The following is a 17,185-nucleotide window of genomic DNA, read 5'->3' as shown; positions in this document are numbered from 1 at the left end:
CCATCACATCAGCAGCACATCAGGGTCCCGCACCAGGGTCTCAGCCCGCCCTAGCGTGACCCTCATGGAACGAGGCTTCGCACAAGACACCCACTGGGCCGGTGAGCAACGCTCGGCGATCGGTGTCGCGTTCCTCCTCTTCATCGCCCTGTTCACCATGGACGCGTGCCTCGGCCAGCTCGACGTGACGCGCGGCCTGCTCTGGACCGGCCTGGCCGGGCTGATCTTCGTGATCCTGGTTCCGCCTCGGGTCTCGGTGCGTCCGGGGCTGCTGAGCAAGCGCGGAGTGCTGGTGGAGGACACGGTGCGCACCGACTCCCTCGTCTCGGTCCGGTGGTACGACGGGGTGGCCCAGCGGATGGTCCTCCGCGACACGGAGGGAGGCCTGGTCGAGATCGACCCGACCGTCATGGTCCGGAACCCCGCGATGTGGTACCGCTTCGACATGGACGCCCGCACGTCGATCCGGCGCGGCACCCTGCTGAGCGGCGCGGCCGCCCTGTGCGAGCTGTCGGAGCGCATCGACCGAGAGACGGCTCACGGCGTGTTCAGGGTTTCCGGTCTGCCCTCGTGACCTCCGCCCGTCCCGGCATGGCCACGGCGGCAGGACGTCATGCCGTGGCGACCGGGGCCATCATGATCGTGTGCGGCGGTTTCGGCGCCGTGTGGATCGTGTGGTGGACATACGGCGCAGCCCCGGGGCAGAACCGGTGGCTGGGCGGCTGGGCCCTCTTCCTGTGGTGCCTCCTCGTCCTGGCCCTGGGGGTGGACCTGCTGCGGTGCGGCCGCGGACTGCTCCGGGGCCTCGGCGATGCCCAGCCCCGGGCGGAAAGGATCTACTTCATCGTCCTGGGGACGGCCGCCCTCGGAGTCGCCGGAGGACTCGCCCAACGGCCCTCCGGCGATTCGCCGGCGATGGGGCAGTGGCTGACGAACATGGCCGGCTTCGCGGGGGTGTGCGCTCTGGCGCTGAGCGGAGTGCTGCTCACCTCGGCGAAGGCCACGGCACGGTTCCTCCACGCGCACGGCCAGGACCACATGACGCCGGTCGCCGAAGAGCTGGCCGCCGAAGCCTCACTCGGCGCGCGCCTCGGTGTGTTCTCCGTGCCGGACGAGACCATATACGTCCACGAGCACGGCGCCGTCTTCTTCCACGGACTGCGCGCGATGGGGCGTCCGGGGCGCGGCAGGACCTTCCTCGTCAGGTGGCAGGAGGTCGAGAGGTTCGAGCACGGCACCACCCTCCTGCCGCGGAAGGACGGCCGGCCCGGATACGTCTACCGGCTCCGGTACCGGGGGAGCCGCCACCGGATGGCGGCCTTCGCTCCCTCCGACGAACGGAACGAACTCGCGAGTTTCGCCCGCCTGGTGGATCCGATGATCGCGCAGGCACGGCTTCCCCGGATGCTGACACGTCTGCACGAGGGCCGGGCCGTGGACTTCAGGACGGTCGCCGTCACACCGGACGGGCTGCTCCTCTACGACTGGATCCTCCTGGTCAGGTTCAGCAGGCACCTGTCCTGGAGCGCCATCGACCACGTCGAGCTGGTCCCGCCCGCGGACGCGCGGACGGGGTTCGTCGTACACGCCAGGGGCACGAGCCCGAAGCGGGTCGCCCGGGATCCGGCCGGCGTCCCCGATCAGGCCGCTCTGTTCGGCCTGCTGGGCCACTTCGGGGTCGACGTCCGCCGGTCCGACCGGTCCGCCGGTCACTGACCCCCCGCCTACGGGGGGGTGAGGAGGGCCAGGGCCGTGACGCGGGCGGCGCGGCGGATCAGTATGCCGCCCTCCGCGCCGCCGGTGAGGGCCACCATGATGCGCTCGCGGGTCTCCCAGGGAGTGGTGATGCCGTGTTCGGCGCGGTGGCGCTACAGGCCCTCCTCCACTCGGTTTGCGAGCCACAGCAGGGCAAGTTCCCGTAGGGCGGTGAGGTTGCCGACGCGGAAGTAGTGGGTGAGGGCGGCCTCGATGCGCTCCGAGGGGTAGATGTCACCGTGGAGCATGCGCCGCCGCAGCAGCTCCCGCGGCAGGTCGACCAGTTCGATCTGGTCCGCGCGGCGTGCCACCTCGTCGGGCAGGGGCTCCCGCTGCGGGACACCGGTTGGCATGACGGGCGCCGGGGACGTTCGTGTGCGCGAGCTCGTCGACCAGGGCGGTCTGCGGGCGGCGGGCGAGCAACCCGTCCAGGTCCATCTCGGTGAACGTCGCCCCGCGGTACTCCATGGCACGCCGGGGAACGGTCTCCAGACCCTCGGCAAGAGCGGCAGTCGGCCGTCGCCCGTGAGGCTCCACGAAACCGACGACCACATCGGCGCCGGCCGCGGCCAAGCGCCGGCCCTCCTGGAGCATGGCGTACGTCTTCCCCACCCCCGGGGCGGCCCCGAGGTAGATCCGCAATCGTCCACGCGCCATGAAACGGGCTCCTGCCCAGCCCTTACGCCGCTCGCCTGCTCCTTCCATGGTGCGCCCACCAGACCGCTCGCGCCCTCCACCTCGTGCCGCCCGGCCTGTCAGGCACGCGCGGTCAGGCGGCCTCCGCCTGCCTGCTGAGCATCTGACGGCGAGCCGGACCGGTGGCGTAGTGGACGTATTCGCGCGTCAGGCGGAAGCCTGCCGACCAGGCCAGGAGGCGGCTGGGGCGGTTGTCGCGGGAGCAGGTCCAGCTCGGTGTGCGGCCGCGGGCGGCGATGTCCGCACACAGGGCGGTGACGCAGGCCAGTGCGAGGTGCTGCCTGCGGTGGCCGGGGTCGGCCAGGGCTGCGACGTCCTCGTGGCCGGTGCCGAGGAAGTAGGTGCATGCCAGCGAGAGGGCACGCCCGCGGTGGAAGGCACCCCAGGCGAGACCGGAGGCGGCGAGCCGCTCCGGGCCGCCCCAAGTCTTGTGGATCCAGGCCGCTCCGGGGCCGAGGGCGACGAGAGCCGACGCGTCGCGCGGGGTCAGCCGGCGGACCGTGACCCCGGGTGCCGGGCGGGCGGCCATGGCGGGCTCCCGGTGCACGTAGACCATGCGCTCCCACGGGTCCACGCGGGCGAAGGCACCGCCGAGGCGGGGCAGGAAGCGAGCCGGTGCCTCGACGTAGCGGTCTGCGAAAGGAGCGAGCGAATCGGGCGACAGCGCGCCCGGGTCCCCACGGAGCAGAACGTGGTCCCCGCTGGAGACCGCCACCACCCGCGGATCGGGGGCGCGGTCGGCCCACCAGCGGCCGTTGCCGGTGGCGAGGACGTGCTCGGGCAGAGCCGCGACGCCCGCGGCCCCGCCGGGAAACCAGCGGGCGAGAGCGGGAGGACTGAAAGGAGGGAGCTCGATCACGACGGATGCCGCCTCGGTTCAAGGGACGCAGAGGCGGGGGCGGCCCTGGACGGCGGGCCGCCCCCGCGGGTAACCGGCGCCGTGAGCGTCAGCGCCGGCCGGCCTGGCGGCCGGGGTGGTCTTGGGTTCCGCGCTTCAGGAGGAGTGACCGACCAGCAGGTCGGCGAGCTTGCTCAGCCTCTTGACCGTGTGCTCCTCGGTCGCCCCGGGGGCCGCGTCCTTGCGCGTGCTCCGGTCGTAGTAGGCGCCGTTGACGATCTCCAGCGCCGGGTCGCAGAGCCGTGCGACGTGGGCGGCCCCCGAGGCGGGCGTCGCGCCCTCGTGTCCGTAGAGCGGCCGCAGGGCGGTCTCACAGACGCCCGGGTCGACGGAGACCGCGGTGACGCGGGGGTCCGCGGCGAAGACGGTAAGGGCGAGCCGCGACTGGGCGTAGGCCGCGAGGCTCGAGTACCTGCGCGTGCGGTTGGGATCGTTCCACGAGATCGACGCGGAGCGGTGCATCGAGGACGAGACGTTGACGACCCGGCCGCCCGGGTCGGTGGTGAGCGCCGGTTCGAGCAGATGGGTGAGCAGGTAGTGGGCGAGGAAGTTCACCTGGAAGGACAGCTCGTTGCCGTCATCGGTGACCGTGTGGCGCTCGGGGGCGGCGACAGCGGCGTTGTTGACCAGGACGTCGAGGTGCGGGTGCCCGGCGATGACACGGTTGGCGAGCCGCTCGACCTCGTCGAGGTGCGCGAAGTCCGCCGCGCACGGGCGCAGGAGCTCGGCATCGACATCCGCGGTCGCGATGAGCCGGGTGACCGCTGCCCGGGCCTCCTCCGGGGTACGGCCGTGAAGCAGCACGGTCGCGCCGCACTCGGCGAGCAGGCGGGCGGTCTCGTAGCCGATGCCGGAGGTGGCGCCGGTGACCATGACGGTCCGGCCGGAAAGGAAGGAAGGCATGAGTGGTTCCTGGAGATGGGCACGGCGGCGCGAGGCCCGGGAAGCCGGGCCACAGCCGTGCGGTGAAGTGCGGTGAAGTTGCTTCCGGGGCCCAGGGGAAACTTCACCCCTCGGCCCGACGGGCGCTAGCTCAGCGGCAGGTGAACAGGGCGCTTCCCCGGCGCCACCGGATTCGGCGGCCGGTCGTCGTAGCGCGGTCCGGTGTTCACGTCATCCATCCAACGTGCGCACGGCTGAGCGTTCAAGGGCTCTGACGTCACTCTGATGCGGTTTTGACGGCTTTCGGCCGGTCCCCAGGTGCGGGCCGTTCCTCGGCGGATCGGGCGGCTGCCTGCCGTTTCGTCGCCTGGTCCGTACGGCCTGCTCCGGAACGCGGCGAACGGCTCACTCAGGCCGTGAGGAGCCGGCGGAGTGGATGGCGCCGGCTGCACGCCCACCGAGCGCGCACCCGGCTCGGCGGACCTCCCCGCGCGGTGCGCTCCCCCGGCTGGCGGCCGGGGGGCGCAGGAGATCCTCCTGCCGCCGCGACGACTCGCCCCGGCGGTCCGTACCGTGCTCGACACCGGTCTGCACGGCATCCCGGACGTCGGCCACCTGGTGGTCGAGGAGCACCCCGCGCCCTGCCTGCGGCCCTCGGATGAGCGCGGGCATCGAGTGCCACCGCCGTCCCGCCGTCCTCGTCCTCGTCCTCGTCCTCGTCCTCGTCCTCAACGGATCGAGACATTACAGCGGCCGGTCGGAGCCTCCCTCCCGACGCCCCTCGGCCGGAGCCTTCAGCAGCCGCTCCAGTTCGTTGCCGGCCTCGTCGTACCCGGCATCGGAGATCCGTTGAAGCTCGCGCAGGTCACCGGTTGCGGCCGCGCGTCGAGTGAGCAGAAGCCCAGCATGCATGGATCCCTCGTCCAGGAGTCCGCTCAGCTCCCCGAGGTCGCCGGCCGCATCGGCGAGGTCGGCCAACCGGTCCAACGCGGTCTCGTTGCCCGCGTCGGCCAGCTCGCGCAAGGTCTCCCGATCGATGTTCGTATTCGCCATGACCCCATGCTGCAACCCTGCCCCAGGGGAAAGGTCAAGCGGGAGAATGGCCAGGTGATCACCATCGGGCAGCTGGCCAGGTACGTAGGCGTGTCGACCAAGACCATCCGCGTCTATCACGACAAGGGGCTGCTCCCGGAGCCCGACCGCGACGCGTCCGGCTACCGACGGTACGACGCGAACGACGCCATCGACCTGATCAAGGTCCGGACGCTGGCCGAGGCCGGTGTTCCTCTGGCCCGTATCCGGGACTTGAGATCTGCGACCGACGAGGAGTTCCAGCAGGCGCTGCGCGAGATCGACGACGAGCTCACCATCCGCATCCGCGGCCTGCGGGCAGCGCAAGGGCGCCTGCGACAACTCGCAGCCGGGCATCTGGCCCCGCTGCCCGCCGAAGTCGGAGCCCATCTGGAGCGCCTGGCCGAATGGGGATTCACGCCTCGATGGGAGGCCCTGCAACGCGACCTGTGGATCCTCGTGTTCGCCACCCACCCGGACCGCGCGGTCACGCTGTTCCACGACCAGGCCGAGACCATGGCCGACACCGCCCTACGGCAGCTCTACCTCGACTACGACCACGCGCATGACCTCGACGCCGACGATCCACGCATTGACGACCTCGCCCGCCGAATCGCCAGGGCTAGCCGGGAGCGCTACGGACCCGACCCGCTACCCGGGCTGGAGGGAACCTCGGAGATCCCCGCCCTCATCCAGGGCACAGTGAACGCCTCGTCCCCGGCGTGGCAGCGACTCGACACACTCATCCGCGGGCAACTGGGGGTGTGATCCGATCTGCGGGGACACCTCCGCCGACCCGCGCCCGGGTCAACCGGCCGCCACCACGGCGGCCTTCACCCTGGTGGTGAACCCGCTCCGCGGCAGACTGACAGCACGCCCCCGCCTCAGTACGGCCCACACCGTGTTCAAGGTCTCCGGTCTGCAGTAACCCGCCCCGACCAGGGGGCTCGCACCGAGGCCGGCCGGGTGCTGACGCCGTAGGGACGCCCGTCACCGGACCCGGGCTCAAGGGTGCCGCCCAGAAGCTCCGATGGGTTTTCACACAGCGCGCCGGCCCGCTGCAGGCCACGGCAGCCGGAGCGCCGACGCGTCAGTCGCCTTGGCGATCACGCGGCGATCTCTGGGCGCGCGTGGTCAGTACCAAACCGAAGAGGAGTGCTACGGAGCCCGGCATGACGACGACCGGGCGGTAGACGGGATCGATCACCAGGAGACCGATGAGCTGCACGCCCAATGCGGCGGCGATCAGGAGCTGGGCCCAGCCGAACAGGCGCGGGCGGACAATGTGCCGGCGCTGCCGGAGCAGCAGCCAGCCTCGGCTGAGCGTCGCCAGCCCGGAGGCAGCCAGCAACAGCGCCATCAGACCGACGGGTACCGCGACGTACAGGCCGAATCCCAAGTCACCCTCCTGCTTCCACAGGAACGATCATGCCAGACAGCGTTCGTCGCGGGCTCAGGCCCACAACAGGGCCGGGACGATGGCGGAGCCGAGGGTGGCGAGGGCAGGGGGCTGCTGGTCACCAGTACGTTCGGAGACGGAGACGCCCCGGACAACGGTGCAGCCTTCTGGCAGGCCCATCGCAGCCGTGTCGAAGGCCGGGAGCGGCTGCATCGCGGTGAGCCGGTGCGCCAAGGTCAGCCCTGGGGCGGCAGCCAGGGGCGCAGTGCGAGGAGCCAACGGTCCGGGAGCCCGGTGTGCGAGGAGCCGGGCCTGCACCCAGGACACGGAAGGGGGGCGACGCGGATCATCGGGCGCGAAGACGCGGTCAGCGCCTGAGATCGACGGAGCGGTGACGAACACGGCAGACATGGGCACGACTATCGGCTCAGGTCGTTTCGAGGCTCCGCCGAGCGGGTTGCTTCGGCGCTCCGATCCGCTCACCAATCGCTTTCCGCAGCTGTGAGCTCGCCGCCTGGCAGGCCGCTGCCGCGCACCGTTCATGGTGCGCGACCTTGGTTGTGCGGGAAGGGTCAGGCGCCGGCGAGGGAGACCTCGGTGGCCTTGATCAGGGCGACGACGGAGGTGCCCGAGGCCAGGCCGAGGGCCTCGACGGCGTCCTTGGTGATCGCGGCGGTCAGCTCGCCGCCCGCGACGGACACCTTGACCGAGCCCATGGCGCCACCGGCCGGCCGCTGGGCTCTGCACGCCGACGTCACCGGCTTCAACTCTTCAACCAGCTCACCCTGGACTCCGAGCCGGGCACCACCATCGCCGTGGCCGGTGAGGACGGGGACGGAAAGACCACCCTGCTGCGCCCTCTGCTTGGCCTCACCCCGCGCGCCCACGCCGAACTCCGGCTCGGCGACGACGACGTGATGGCGATGCCACCGCACCGCCGCGGGGTGGCGTGGGTGCCGCAGGACGGCGCGCGGTTCCCGCACCTGGCGGCACTGACCAACGACGCCTGCGGGCTCTGCGCCCGCGGCGTGTCACGTGAGGAGCCACGCGGGTGGGCGAAGGTACGGCTCCACCGGCTCGGCGTCGGCCACCTCGCCGGCCGCAAGTCCGTCACACCCTGCACACGCACCTGGCTCCCTTCGGCGGGGTCTGCCTGATCGTCACGCACGACCCGGTCGAGGCCGTGTCGCCGGCCGATCGACTCCTCGTACTGGCCCACGGCCGCACCCTGCAGGACGCACCGCCGACGGAGGTCACCCGCAATCCGCGATCACCCTGGGTGGCGCGGACGCTCGGCCGCCCGCCGATACCGGGCCCCGCACAGCACTCGGCAGTGCCGCTTCCCGCGAGCCGGCCACCTCCCCACCGGCTCCCTCACGGGTCGAGAGGTGGCGTCCGAACAGCAGACCCGGGTCCGATTGGCCATCGCCGCCACACGCGCCGTGGACGCACATGCCGACGCGATCGGAACACCTCCCCTGAGCACCTGCCGGTCACCTTCAAGCTGCAAGGCCTCAGACCCGATCCGCGTCGAATGCCGGAGTTCGACGCTGCGTAACCAGCACCGAACCAGCACGGGACGGGCTGCAAGGTGGGATGACGTGGGCTTTTGGTCAGCACCGAACCAGCACGGGAGTCAGCACCGCCCTTCCAAAACGTGCGGAATGCTGCAAATCCGGCGCCATGCGGAGGGGGTTCCTCCGGGGGCGAAAATGAGCCAGCGGTGGTCGTGTGGTGGTGCGGCACACAAGCCGGGCTGTGAATGTGATGGTCCGCCACATATGACGCTGACCTGGGGACTTCTACGTTGTGGCCACAGTCGACGTCCCCGCTGACCCCCTGGAAGTGGTGCACATGGTCTCCCCCGCAGCGAGCAGAACGAGCCCGTCCGGCATACGCAGGATCGTCGCCGCGAGCCTCGTCGGGACCACCATCGAGTGGTACGACTTCTTCCTCTACGGCTCCGCCGCCGCCCTGGTGTTCAACACGCTGTTCTTTCCCGCCAGCGATCCCCTCGTCGGAACCCTCCTCTCGTTCCTCACCTACGCCGTCGGCTTCGCCGCGCGGCCGATCGGCGGGGTGGTGTTCGGGCACTTCGGGGACCGGATCGGGCGGAAGCGGCTGCTCGTGGTGAGCCTGTTGTTGATGGGCGGGGCCACCTTCGCCATCGGGTTGCTGCCGACGCACGCCGCCGTCGGCGGGGCCGCGCCCGTGCTGTTGACCGTGTTGCGGCTGGTGCAGGGGTTCGCGCTCGGGGGTGAGTGGGGCGGGGCGGTGCTGCTCGTCGCCGAGCACGGGGACGAGCGGCACCGGGGGTTCTGGGCGTCCTGGCCGCAGGCCGGTGCGCCCGGCGGGAACCTGCTGGCCACCGGGGTGCTCGCGCTGCTGGCGGCCGTCCAGTCCGACGAGGCGTTCCTGGCGTGGGGGTGGCGGGTGCCGTTCCTGCTGTCGGGGGTGCTGGTGGTGGTCGGGCTGTGGATACGGGTCTCGGTGTCGGAGTCGCCGGCGTTCCTGGAGGCGCGGGCCCGGGCCGAGGCCGAGGAGGCTGCCGGGGTGCGGCAGCGCCCGCCGGTGGTGGAGGTGCTGCGGTCGGGCCGGCGCGGGGTGCTCACCGCGATCGGGGTGCGGCTCGGGGAGAACGTCTCCTATTACGTGCTGACGGCGTTCCTGCTGGTGTACGTGACCGTGCACCTGCACCTGCCCAAGGGGGACGCGCTGAACGCCGTGCTGATCGGTTCGGCGGTGCACTTCGTGACGATCCCGCTGTGGGGCGCGCTGTCCGACCGGATCGGGCGGAGGGCCGTGACCCTCGTCGGATCGGTCGGGATGGCCGGCTGGGCCTTCGCCTTCTTCGCCCTGCTGGACTCGCGGTCCTTCCCGGTGATCGCCGCCGCCGTGACGGCCGGGCTGCTGCTGCACGGTGCGATGTACGGGCCGCAGGCGGCGTTCATCTCGGAGATGTTCGACACCCGCGTCCGCTACTCGGGGGCTTCCATGGGCTCGCAGGTCGCCTCCATCATCGGCGGCGCCCTCGCGCCGATCATCGCGGTGGAGCTGCTCAAGGAGTACGGGTCCTCCGTGCCGGTCTCCGTCTACCTCTGCGCGGCGGCGCTGATCACGACGGTGACCGCGCTCGTCGCCCGGGAGACCCGCGGCCGCAGCCTCGACCGGGCCGCTCCTGCGGCCGCGCCCGTTCCCGTCAAGGGCTGAACGGAGCCGCGCCCGTATGCTCACCGGCGTGACCACCGTGACCGAAGGCATACGGGAGCTGCTCGGACTGCTGGCCCAGGGGGCCCCGGCGGAGGAGTTCGCGCGGCCCGCGGCGGCCGCGCGCGCCGCCGGGGCCTCCGGGGCCGAACTGGCCGCCCTGGAGGAGGCGTCGGGGGTTGCGCTGGAGGTCCACCGGACGCTGGGCCGGCACCGCACCCGCGAGGCGGAGCTGACCGCGCTGTTCGACACCGCCGGGGACCTGGCCGCGCTGCGCGACCTGGACGCGGTGCTGCGGGCCATCACGCACCGCGCCAAGCAGCTGCTGCACACGGACGTCACGTACCTGTCGCTGATCGACGAGGCGGCGGGCGACACCTTCATGCGGGTGACCGAGGGCTCGGTGTCGGCCGCCTTCCAGCAGCTGCGGCTGGGGATGGGCGAGGGGCTGGGCGGGCTCGTCGCGCAGACGGCCCGCCCGTACGCCACGGGCGACTACCAGCGCGATCCGCGCTTCCGGCACACCGGCCCCATCGACGGCGCGGTCGGCGAGGAGGACCTGCACGCCATCCTCGGCGTCCCGCTGCGGCTGGGGCCGAAGGTGATCGGGGTGCTCTTCGCGGCCGACCGCAGTCCGCGCGAGTTCAGCCCGCGCGAGGTGGCGCTGCTGTCCTCGCTGGCCGACCACGCCGCCATCGCCATCGACGGGGCCCGGCTGCTGGAGGAGACCCGCCGGGCCCTGGCCGAACTGGGCGCCGCGTCCCGGACCATCCAGGAGAACAGCGACGCGCTGCGCCGGGCCGAGCGGGCGCACGACCGGCTGACCGGACTCGTGCTGCGCGGCGGCGACGTCGCCGAGGTGGCGGCCGCGATCGGCGCGCTGCTGGAGGGCGGCACCCTGGTCCACGACCCCGAGGGCAGGGAGCTGGCCCGCGCGCAGGCCGGGCCCTGCCCGCCGCCGGCCGGGGCCGTGGCCGCGTCCCGGTCCGGCGGCCGGGCCGTCGCGGAGGGGGGCACCTGGGTGTGCGCGGTGCTGGCGGGTCCCGAACTCCTGGGCAGCATCACGCTGACCGGCCGCCCGGGTCTGGACGAGGCCGGGCGGCGCCTGTTCGAGCGTGCGGCGACGGTCACCGCCCTGCTGCTGCTCCTGGGCCGTTCGGTGGCGCAGACCGAGGACCGGATCCGCGGGGAGCTGCTCGGGGACCTGCTGAGCCCGTCCGCCGATCCGGGGAGCCTGGCCGTGCGGGCCGGCCGGCTGGGCGTGGACCTGGCCCGGCCGCACGGCCTGTTCGTCCTGCACGGCGACACCGTTCCCCGGCCGCGGCTGCTGGCGGCCGCCGCGCACCACGCCCGCGAGCGCCGCGGGCTGGCCGGGGTCCACCACGACCACGCGGTGCTGCTGGCCCCCTCGGAGGCGGCCGGCGCCGACGCGGCCCGGCTCGCCGCGGCCCTCGGGCGGAGCGTGGGCGCACCGGTCACGGTGGGTGCGGCGCGGGCCGGCGGCGGCGCGGGCGGGCTGCACGCCGCGCACGCGGAGGCGCTGCGCTGCCTGTCGACGCTGCGGGCGCTGGGCCGGGCCGGTGACGGGAGCACGCTGGCGGACCTCGGGTTCCTCGGGGTGCTGCTGGGCGACCGGGCCGACCTGCCGGGCTTCGTGCGGACCGTGCTCGGGCCGGTGCTGGACTACGACGCCCGGCGCGGCAGCGACCTCGTGGGGACGCTGCGGGTCTACTTCGCGACGGGCATGAGCCAGGCGCGGGCGAGGGAGGTCCTGCACGTCCACGTGAACACCGTGGTGCAGCGCCTCGACCGCATCGGCCGGCTCCTCGGCCCCGACTGGCAGTCCCCGGACCGCTCCCTGGAGCTCCAACTCGCCCTGCGCCTGCACCAGGTGTCGGCTCCGGGGACTCCTGGGACTCCGGGGGCACCAGGGACTCCGGCGGCACCGGCGGCGCCGGGGCCGGCTTCGTCCTGATCACGGCCACCGCCGTTTGACAGGGCCGCACCCTCGCCCCATTATTCCATTACTCATCTAGTGGATTCAGTGAAAAGGGGGAGGCTGTGCACGACACGACCACTTCCGGCGCGGCCGCCGGCCGATGGGCCCTGGAGGCGCGCGGGCTGGGCAAGAAGTACCGGCGCGGCTGGGCACTGCGGGACTGCTCCTTCCGGATACCCGCCGGCCGCGTCACCGCCCTGGTGGGGCCCAACGGGGCGGGCAAGAGCACCCTGCTGAGCCTGGCGGCCGGCCTCGCCCGGCCCTCGGCCGGCGAGCTGAGGGTCTTCGGCACGCCCGCGGGCTCCCGGGCCTCCATGCCGCTGTGGGCCTATCTCGCGCAGGACAAGCCGCTGTTCAAGCGGTTCACGGTGGCGCAGACCCTGCGGCTGGGCCAGGAACTCAACCCGGGCTGGGACCAGGCGGTGGCCGAGCGCATCGTCCGCGCGGGGATGGTCCCGCAGGACGCCCGCGTGGGTGACCTGTCGGGCGGTCAACGCACCCGCGTGGCCTTCGCGCTGGCCTTCGGCAAGCGCCCCGAACTGCTGCTGCTGGACGAACCGATGGCCGATCTGGACCCGGTGGCCCGCGACGAGATGGGCGCCCTGCTGCTGTCCGAGGCGGCCGAGCACGGGACCACCGTCGTGATGTCCTCCCACCTGCTGAGCGAGATCGAGCCGATGTGCGACTACGTACTCGTGCTCTCCGACGGCCGGGTCCGGATGGCCGGCGAGGCCGACGAGCTGGTCCCCATGCACACCCTGGTCAGCGGCGTGTGCACGGAGAGCGGGCCGCCGGCCTCCCTGGACGACCACACCGTCATCGAAGTGCGGACCTCAGGACGCCACTTCACCGCGCTGGTGCGGCGCCAGGGCCCGCTGGACGAGGCGTGGCAGCAGGCGGAACCGAGCATGGAGGAGGTGCTGCTCGCCTACCTCCGCTCACCCGGGGCCCCCGCGCTGCTCTCCCCCACCGCCGCCCCGCTGCACCGAGAGGAGTGCGCGGCATGAGCGCACCCACCGCCACCGCCACCGCCCCCGCGGTCACCGCCCGCCCGCGCCGGCTGCGCGGGCTCGCCTGGCTCATGGCCCGCCAGCACCGCACCGCCGTGATCACCTGCGCAGTCCTGACGCTCGCCGGAGCGGCCTGGGTCCTCTACCAGCGCGCCGCGATGCTGGACGCCCTGCACGCCACCGGCTGGCCGGTCGCCTCACCCCGCACCGTCGACCAGGCCGCCTACGACCGGGCCGCGAACGACCTGGACTCCTTCGGCAGCACGCTCGCCTTCCTCCCCGTGCTGTTCGGCGTCCTGCTCGGCGCCCCGCTGATCTCCGCCGACCGGGAGCACGGGACGGCCCGGCTGATCGCCACCCAGTCCGTCCCGCGCGGCCGCTGGCTGCTGTGGAAGCTGTGCTTCGCCCTGGCACTGGCGGCGGTGCCGTCGGTGGTCCTGAGCCTGCTCTACTCCTGGTGGCTGGACTCCGTCGGCCCGCTCGCCCCCCGCGACTGGCTGAACGGCCCGGTGTTCGGGGCCACCGGACCGGTCCTGGCGGCCTCGGCCCTGTTCTGCACCGCGCTCGGCATCACGATCGGCGCACTGGCCCGCCGGTCGCTGCCGGCGATGGTGGCGACGTTCTTCGCCTCGTACACCGCCCTCCTCGCGGCGGAGCTGCTCCGGAAGCGGCTCGCGACGCCCCGGTCGCTCGCCTTTCCGCTGGGTTCCGCCCAGCCGGCCGCGCTCGACCACGTGGTGCAGGTGGACCAGTGGGTCGGGACCGCCTCCGGCAGGCTCTACGGCTGGGGGACCTGCGTGCACGACAGTTCACCGGAGGGCTGCCGGGCCTCGCTGGGCATCGTCAACTCGGTCTGGGAGTACTTCGGGCCCGACCAGATGGCGGGCATGCAGTGGACCGCGGCCGGGATCTTCCTCGGGCTGACCGCGCTGCTGGTGGGCGCGTTCCTGCGGTGGGCCCGGCACTCGGCGCTCTGAGCCGGACCACCCCCGCGGACGGCCTAGGCTGGAACGTCACCCCCGGGATCCCGGAAACTCCAAATCCCCCGGGACCCCCGGAACCCCCGGGACGTCCGGAACCCCCGGAACCCCGACGGACCGAGAAGCAGCAAGGAGGCGGGCACCGTGGTCGTGTTTCGCATCGAACGCCGCAGCGGCCTGCCCGCCTACCTCCAGATCGTGCAGCAGGTGGAACAGGCCCTGCGGATGGGGGCGCTGGCCGAGGGCGACAAGCTGCCCACGGCGGCGCAGGTCGCCGCCACCACGAAGGTCAACCCCAACACCACGCTCAAGGCCTACCGCGAGCTGGAGCGTTCCGGCCTCGTCGAGGTGCGCCAGGGCTCCGGCACCTTCATCACCCGCTCGCTGGCCACCCCGCAGACCGCGCCGGAGTCCCCGCTGCGCACGGGGCTCGGGGAGTGGATGCGCGAGGCCCGCGAGCAGGGGCTGAGCGCCCGCGACGTGTCGACACTCTTCGGCGCGGTACTCGGCGAGTACTACCCACCCACCCCCTGAACCTTTCATTCGTTGCAGGATCGTGAATACGATCTTTCATATCAAGATAAAACGCGGATCCATGCCTACCGTTCACAGGTACCTCGCTCGATGCGTTCTTCTACCTCTGGATCCACGATGTCTTCTGCACCGCCGCGCCGCCGCCGCACCGCCCTCGCCCTCACCACCACCGCGACCGCTCTCGCGCTGCTCGTCTCCGGCTGCGGGTTCGGGGGCCCGGACGGCAAGCGCATCCGCGTCGGCGTCTCGGGGGACTCCCCCGAGTGGGATGTCCTCGCCAAGGAGGCCAAGAAGGAGGGCCTCACCGTCGAGACGGTGGTCTTCGACGACTACTCGCTGCCCAACAAGGCGCTCAGCGCGGGCGACATCGAGCTCAACGCCTTCCAGCACCTGGTCTTCCTCGCCCAGTCCAACACCGAGAACAAGACCGACATCGCCCCCGTCGCCGCGACCACCGTCGTACCGCTCGGCCTCTACTCCGGCAAGCACAAGCAGCTCGCCGACCTCCCCGACGGCGCCTCGGTCACCCTGCCCAACGACCCCGCCAACCAGGGCCGCGGACTGCGCGTCCTGGAACAGGCCAAGGTCATCGAGCTGAAGAAGGACGCCGGGCTCTTCGCCACCCCCGACGACATCACCGCCAACCCCAAGCACATCAAGATCACCCCGGTGAACGCCCAGCAGACCCCGCGCACCCTCAAGGACGCGGACGCCGCGATCATCAACGACGGGGTCGCCGAACTCGCCGGCATCGACGCCGGTACCGCCCTGTTCAAGGACGACCCGGCGAGCCCGCAGTCCGTCCCGTACCTCAACGTCATCGCCGCCCGCGCGGACCGCAAGGACGACCCGGACTACGCGAAGATCGTGAAGCTGTACGCCTCCAAGGCCGTCCAGGACGAGGTCCGCCGCACCAGCAACGGCACGGCCCACCACATCGATCTGCCCGCACCGGAGCTCCAGGCCGAACTGGCCCGCATCACCGAGCAGCTGGCCAAGTGACCGCCGCAGCCCCCGGCCGCCCGGCGGCCGCCGACCGTGCCACCCCCGACCGCCCGGCGGTCGAGTTCCGCGCCGTCCGCAAGGAGTTCCCCGGCGGGGCCGTCGCCGTGGACGACGTCAGCCTGACCGTCGGCGCGGGAACCGTCTTCGGGGTCGTCGGACACAGCGGCGCCGGCAAGTCCACCCTGCTGCGCCTGGTCAACGGCCTGGAGGAGCCCACCTCGGGCAGCGTCCTGGTCGACGGGCACGACCTGGCCGCCCTCGGCGAGCGCGGACTGCGGCCCGTACGCAGGGAGATCGGCATGATCTTCCAGCAGTTCAACCTCTTCCGCTCCCGCACCGTCCTCGGCAACGTCCTCTACCCGCTGCGCCTGGCCGGCCTGGACCGCGCCGCCGCCCGGGCGCGCGCCGAGGAGACGCTGGAGTTCGTCGGGCTCTCCGGGCACGGCAAGCGCTACCCCGAACAGCTCTCCGGCGGGCAGCGGCAGCGGGTCGGCATCGCCCGCGCCCTCGCCACCCGCCCCAAGGTGCTGCTGTGCGACGAGGCCACGTCCGCGCTCGACCCGCAGACGACCGGCGAGGTGCTGGCCCTGCTCCGCCGGGTCAACCGCGAGCTGGGCGTCACCATCGTGCTGATCACCCACGAGATGGAGGTCGTACGAAGCCTCTGCGACCGGGTGGCGGTCATGGAGGACGGCCGCGTCGTCGAGACGGGCGAGGTGTACGAGGTCTTCGCGCGGCCGCGGCACCCCACCACGGCCGCCTTCGTCCGCTCGGCACTGCACGCCGAACCGGAGGGCGAGCTCCTGGAGCGCCTGCGGGCCCGCCATCCGGGGCGGCTCGTGACCGTACCGGTCGTCGACGGCGTACCGGTCATGGAAGGCCTCTCGCCGCTCCTGCGCGAGCACGGCGTCGACTTCTCCTTCGTCCACGGCGGGGTCGGCGAGGTCCGCGGGCGCCCGCTGGGCAGCGTGACCATCGAACTGCGGGGCGAACGGGCGGCGGTCGAGGCCGTCGAAGCGGGCCTGGCCCGGTCCGGCCGCCGGAAGGCGGGTGTGCGGTGAAGGCGGACTGGAGCACCTTCTGGCCGAAGGTCCTCGACGCGACCGGCGAGACCGTCTACATGGTGCTGATCACCCTCGCCCTGTCCAGCGTGGGCGGCCTCGCCGTCGGGCTCGCCCTCTACGCGACGCGCAAGGGCGGCGTCCTGCCCAACCGGGTCGTGCACGCGGTGCTCGGTACGTTCATCAACGTCATCCGGCCCGTCCCCTTCATCATCGCGATCGTGGCCCTGGCCCCCGTCACCCGGGCGGTGGTCGGCACCATGATCGGCACCGATGCCGCGGTGTTCCCGATGACGGTCGTGGCCACTTTCGGGATCGCCCGGATCGTGGAGTCCAACCTGCTGGCCGTGGAGCCGGGCGTCGTCGAGGCGGCCCGTTCGATGGGCGCCGGCCCGCTGCGGATCCTGCTCACGGTGCTGGTCCCGGAGGCCCTCGGGCCGCTGGTCCTCGGCCTGACCTTCATGCTCGTCGCGCTGATCGACTTCTCCGCGGTGGCGGGCACGGTCGGCGGCGGCGGGGTGGGCAACCTGGCCATGACGTACGGGTACCTGCGCTTCGACACGTCCGTGATGGTGGTGACGGTACTGGTCCTGATCGTGCTGGTGCAGTCGGCCCAGTTCCTGGGCGACCGCGTCTCACGCCGGATCCTCCGGCGCTGACCGCCCCGCCCCCGCCCCCGGACGCGGCG

Annotated in this window: 15 protein-coding genes and 3 pseudogenes; 12 read left to right on the top strand and 6 right to left on the bottom strand. The window is 72.5% G+C overall.

Annotation, left to right across the window (positions count from 1 at the left end; all coding sequences use genetic code 11):
• Positions 1-64: 64 nt before the first annotated feature.
• The gene (locus tag ACQKM2_RS26555; protein ID WP_427714055.1) at positions 65-574 is read left to right on the top strand and encodes a hypothetical protein; all 510 of its coding nucleotides are present in this window, start codon (positions 65-67) and stop codon (positions 572-574) included.
• A 44-nt stretch (positions 575-618) separates the two neighbouring features.
• The gene (locus ACQKM2_RS26550; protein WP_427714053.1) at positions 619-1,716 is read left to right on the top strand and encodes a hypothetical protein; all 1,098 of its coding nucleotides are present in this window, start codon (positions 619-621) and stop codon (positions 1,714-1,716) included.
• Positions 1,717-1,748: 32 nt separating this feature from the next.
• On the opposite strand, the pseudogene ACQKM2_RS26545 reads toward ACQKM2_RS26550, so the two are convergent.
• The 4 genes and pseudogenes from ACQKM2_RS26545 to ACQKM2_RS26530 all read right to left on the bottom strand — a co-directional run.
• Positions 1,749-2,412: pseudogene (locus ACQKM2_RS26545) on the bottom strand (sensor histidine kinase KdpD); the annotation flags it as partial.
• Between the two features lie 112 nt (positions 2,413-2,524).
• Positions 2,525-3,310, bottom strand: coding sequence for a GNAT family N-acetyltransferase (locus tag ACQKM2_RS26540; protein WP_427714050.1), 786 nt, complete (start codon positions 3,308-3,310; stop codon positions 2,525-2,527).
• A gap of 135 nt (positions 3,311-3,445) precedes the next feature.
• Positions 3,446-4,252, bottom strand: a complete 807-nt coding sequence (locus tag ACQKM2_RS26535; RefSeq protein WP_427714047.1) for an SDR family NAD(P)-dependent oxidoreductase — start codon at positions 4,250-4,252, stop codon at positions 3,446-3,448.
• A gap of 723 nt (positions 4,253-4,975) precedes the next feature.
• The gene (locus ACQKM2_RS26530; protein WP_427714045.1) at positions 4,976-5,284 is read right to left on the bottom strand and encodes a hypothetical protein; all 309 of its coding nucleotides are present in this window, start codon (positions 5,282-5,284) and stop codon (positions 4,976-4,978) included.
• Between the two features lie 54 nt (positions 5,285-5,338).
• Between ACQKM2_RS26530 and ACQKM2_RS26525 the strand changes: the two genes are divergently transcribed.
• On the top strand, positions 5,339-6,070 hold the full coding sequence (locus tag ACQKM2_RS26525; protein ID WP_427714043.1) for a MerR family transcriptional regulator: 732 nt from the start codon (positions 5,339-5,341) through the stop codon (positions 6,068-6,070).
• 322 nt (positions 6,071-6,392) lie between these two features.
• On the opposite strand, the gene ACQKM2_RS26520 is transcribed toward ACQKM2_RS26525, so the two are convergent.
• Positions 6,393-6,701, bottom strand: a complete 309-nt coding sequence (locus ACQKM2_RS26520) for a hypothetical protein (protein ID WP_427714041.1) — start codon at positions 6,699-6,701, stop codon at positions 6,393-6,395.
• A gap of 572 nt (positions 6,702-7,273) precedes the next feature.
• A pseudogene (locus ACQKM2_RS26515) lies at positions 7,274-7,426 on the bottom strand (TOBE domain-containing protein); the annotation flags it as partial.
• Between ACQKM2_RS26515 and ACQKM2_RS26510 the strand changes: the two are divergent.
• The 9 genes and pseudogenes from ACQKM2_RS26510 to ACQKM2_RS26470 form a co-directional block, all read left to right on the top strand.
• Positions 7,386-8,126 (top strand): annotated as a pseudogene (locus tag ACQKM2_RS26510) (ATP-binding cassette domain-containing protein); the annotation flags it as partial. The pseudogenes ACQKM2_RS26515 and ACQKM2_RS26510 sit on opposite strands and share 41 nt — an antisense overlap.
• Positions 8,127-8,555: 429 nt before the next feature.
• Positions 8,556-9,911 (top strand): MFS transporter, encoded by a 1,356-nt coding sequence (locus ACQKM2_RS26505; protein WP_427714082.1) that lies wholly within the window; start codon positions 8,556-8,558, stop codon positions 9,909-9,911.
• Positions 9,912-9,927: 16 nt separating this feature from the next.
• Positions 9,928-11,883 carry a helix-turn-helix domain-containing protein gene (locus ACQKM2_RS26500; protein WP_427714038.1) on the top strand — a complete coding sequence of 652 codons (1,956 nt, stop codon included), beginning with the start codon at positions 9,928-9,930 and terminating at the stop codon, positions 11,881-11,883.
• A gap of 86 nt (positions 11,884-11,969) precedes the next feature.
• Positions 11,970-12,914, top strand: a complete 945-nt coding sequence (locus tag ACQKM2_RS26495; RefSeq protein WP_427714036.1) for an ABC transporter ATP-binding protein — start codon at positions 11,970-11,972, stop codon at positions 12,912-12,914.
• Positions 12,911-13,894: an ABC transporter permease gene (locus tag ACQKM2_RS26490; protein ID WP_427714034.1), complete on the top strand. Its 984-nt coding sequence runs from the start codon at positions 12,911-12,913 to the stop codon at positions 13,892-13,894. Before ACQKM2_RS26495 ends, ACQKM2_RS26490 begins: the two co-directional genes overlap by 4 nt.
• 147 nt (positions 13,895-14,041) lie before the next feature.
• The gene (locus ACQKM2_RS26485) at positions 14,042-14,431 is read left to right on the top strand and encodes a GntR family transcriptional regulator (RefSeq protein ID WP_385764917.1); all 390 of its coding nucleotides are present in this window, start codon (positions 14,042-14,044) and stop codon (positions 14,429-14,431) included.
• Between the two features lie 117 nt (positions 14,432-14,548).
• The gene (locus ACQKM2_RS26480; protein ID WP_427714032.1) at positions 14,549-15,433 is read left to right on the top strand and encodes a MetQ/NlpA family ABC transporter substrate-binding protein; all 885 of its coding nucleotides are present in this window, start codon (positions 14,549-14,551) and stop codon (positions 15,431-15,433) included.
• Positions 15,430-16,497, top strand: a complete 1,068-nt coding sequence (locus ACQKM2_RS26475; protein WP_427714030.1) for a methionine ABC transporter ATP-binding protein — start codon at positions 15,430-15,432, stop codon at positions 16,495-16,497. Before ACQKM2_RS26480 ends, ACQKM2_RS26475 begins: the two co-directional genes overlap by 4 nt.
• Positions 16,494-17,156, top strand: a complete 663-nt coding sequence (locus ACQKM2_RS26470) for a methionine ABC transporter permease (protein WP_427714026.1) — start codon at positions 16,494-16,496, stop codon at positions 17,154-17,156. The genes ACQKM2_RS26475 and ACQKM2_RS26470 overlap by 4 nt, the downstream gene beginning before the upstream one ends.
• Positions 17,157-17,185 lie beyond the last annotated feature (29 nt).

Origin of the sequence: Streptomyces sp. NPDC004126, assembly GCF_050275515.1 — a bacterium.
GTDB lineage: Bacteria > Actinomycetota > Actinomycetes > Streptomycetales > Streptomycetaceae > Streptomyces.
This window is presented reverse-complemented; position numbering and strand designations above follow the sequence as displayed.

What these genes read in the sequence shown, in the direction of transcription:
- ACQKM2_RS26535 (WP_427714047.1), bottom strand. Translation starts at nt 4,252, where the DNA reads ATGCCTTCCTTCCTTTCCGGCCGGACCGTCATGGTCACCGGCGCCACC.
- ACQKM2_RS26530 (WP_427714045.1), bottom strand. Translation starts at nt 5,284, where the DNA reads ATGGCGAATACGAACATCGATCGGGAGACCTTGCGCGAGCTGGCCGAC.
- ACQKM2_RS26555 (WP_427714055.1), top strand. Translation starts at nt 65, where the DNA reads ATGGAACGAGGCTTCGCACAAGACACCCACTGGGCCGGTGAGCAACGC.
- ACQKM2_RS26500 (WP_427714038.1), top strand. Translation starts at nt 9,928, where the DNA reads ATGCTCACCGGCGTGACCACCGTGACCGAAGGCATACGGGAGCTGCTC.
- ACQKM2_RS26505 (WP_427714082.1), top strand. Translation starts at nt 8,556, where the DNA reads ATGGTCTCCCCCGCAGCGAGCAGAACGAGCCCGTCCGGCATACGCAGG.
- ACQKM2_RS26490 (WP_427714034.1), top strand. Translation starts at nt 12,911, where the DNA reads ATGAGCGCACCCACCGCCACCGCCACCGCCCCCGCGGTCACCGCCCGC.
- ACQKM2_RS26480 (WP_427714032.1), top strand. Translation starts at nt 14,549, where the DNA reads ATGTCTTCTGCACCGCCGCGCCGCCGCCGCACCGCCCTCGCCCTCACC.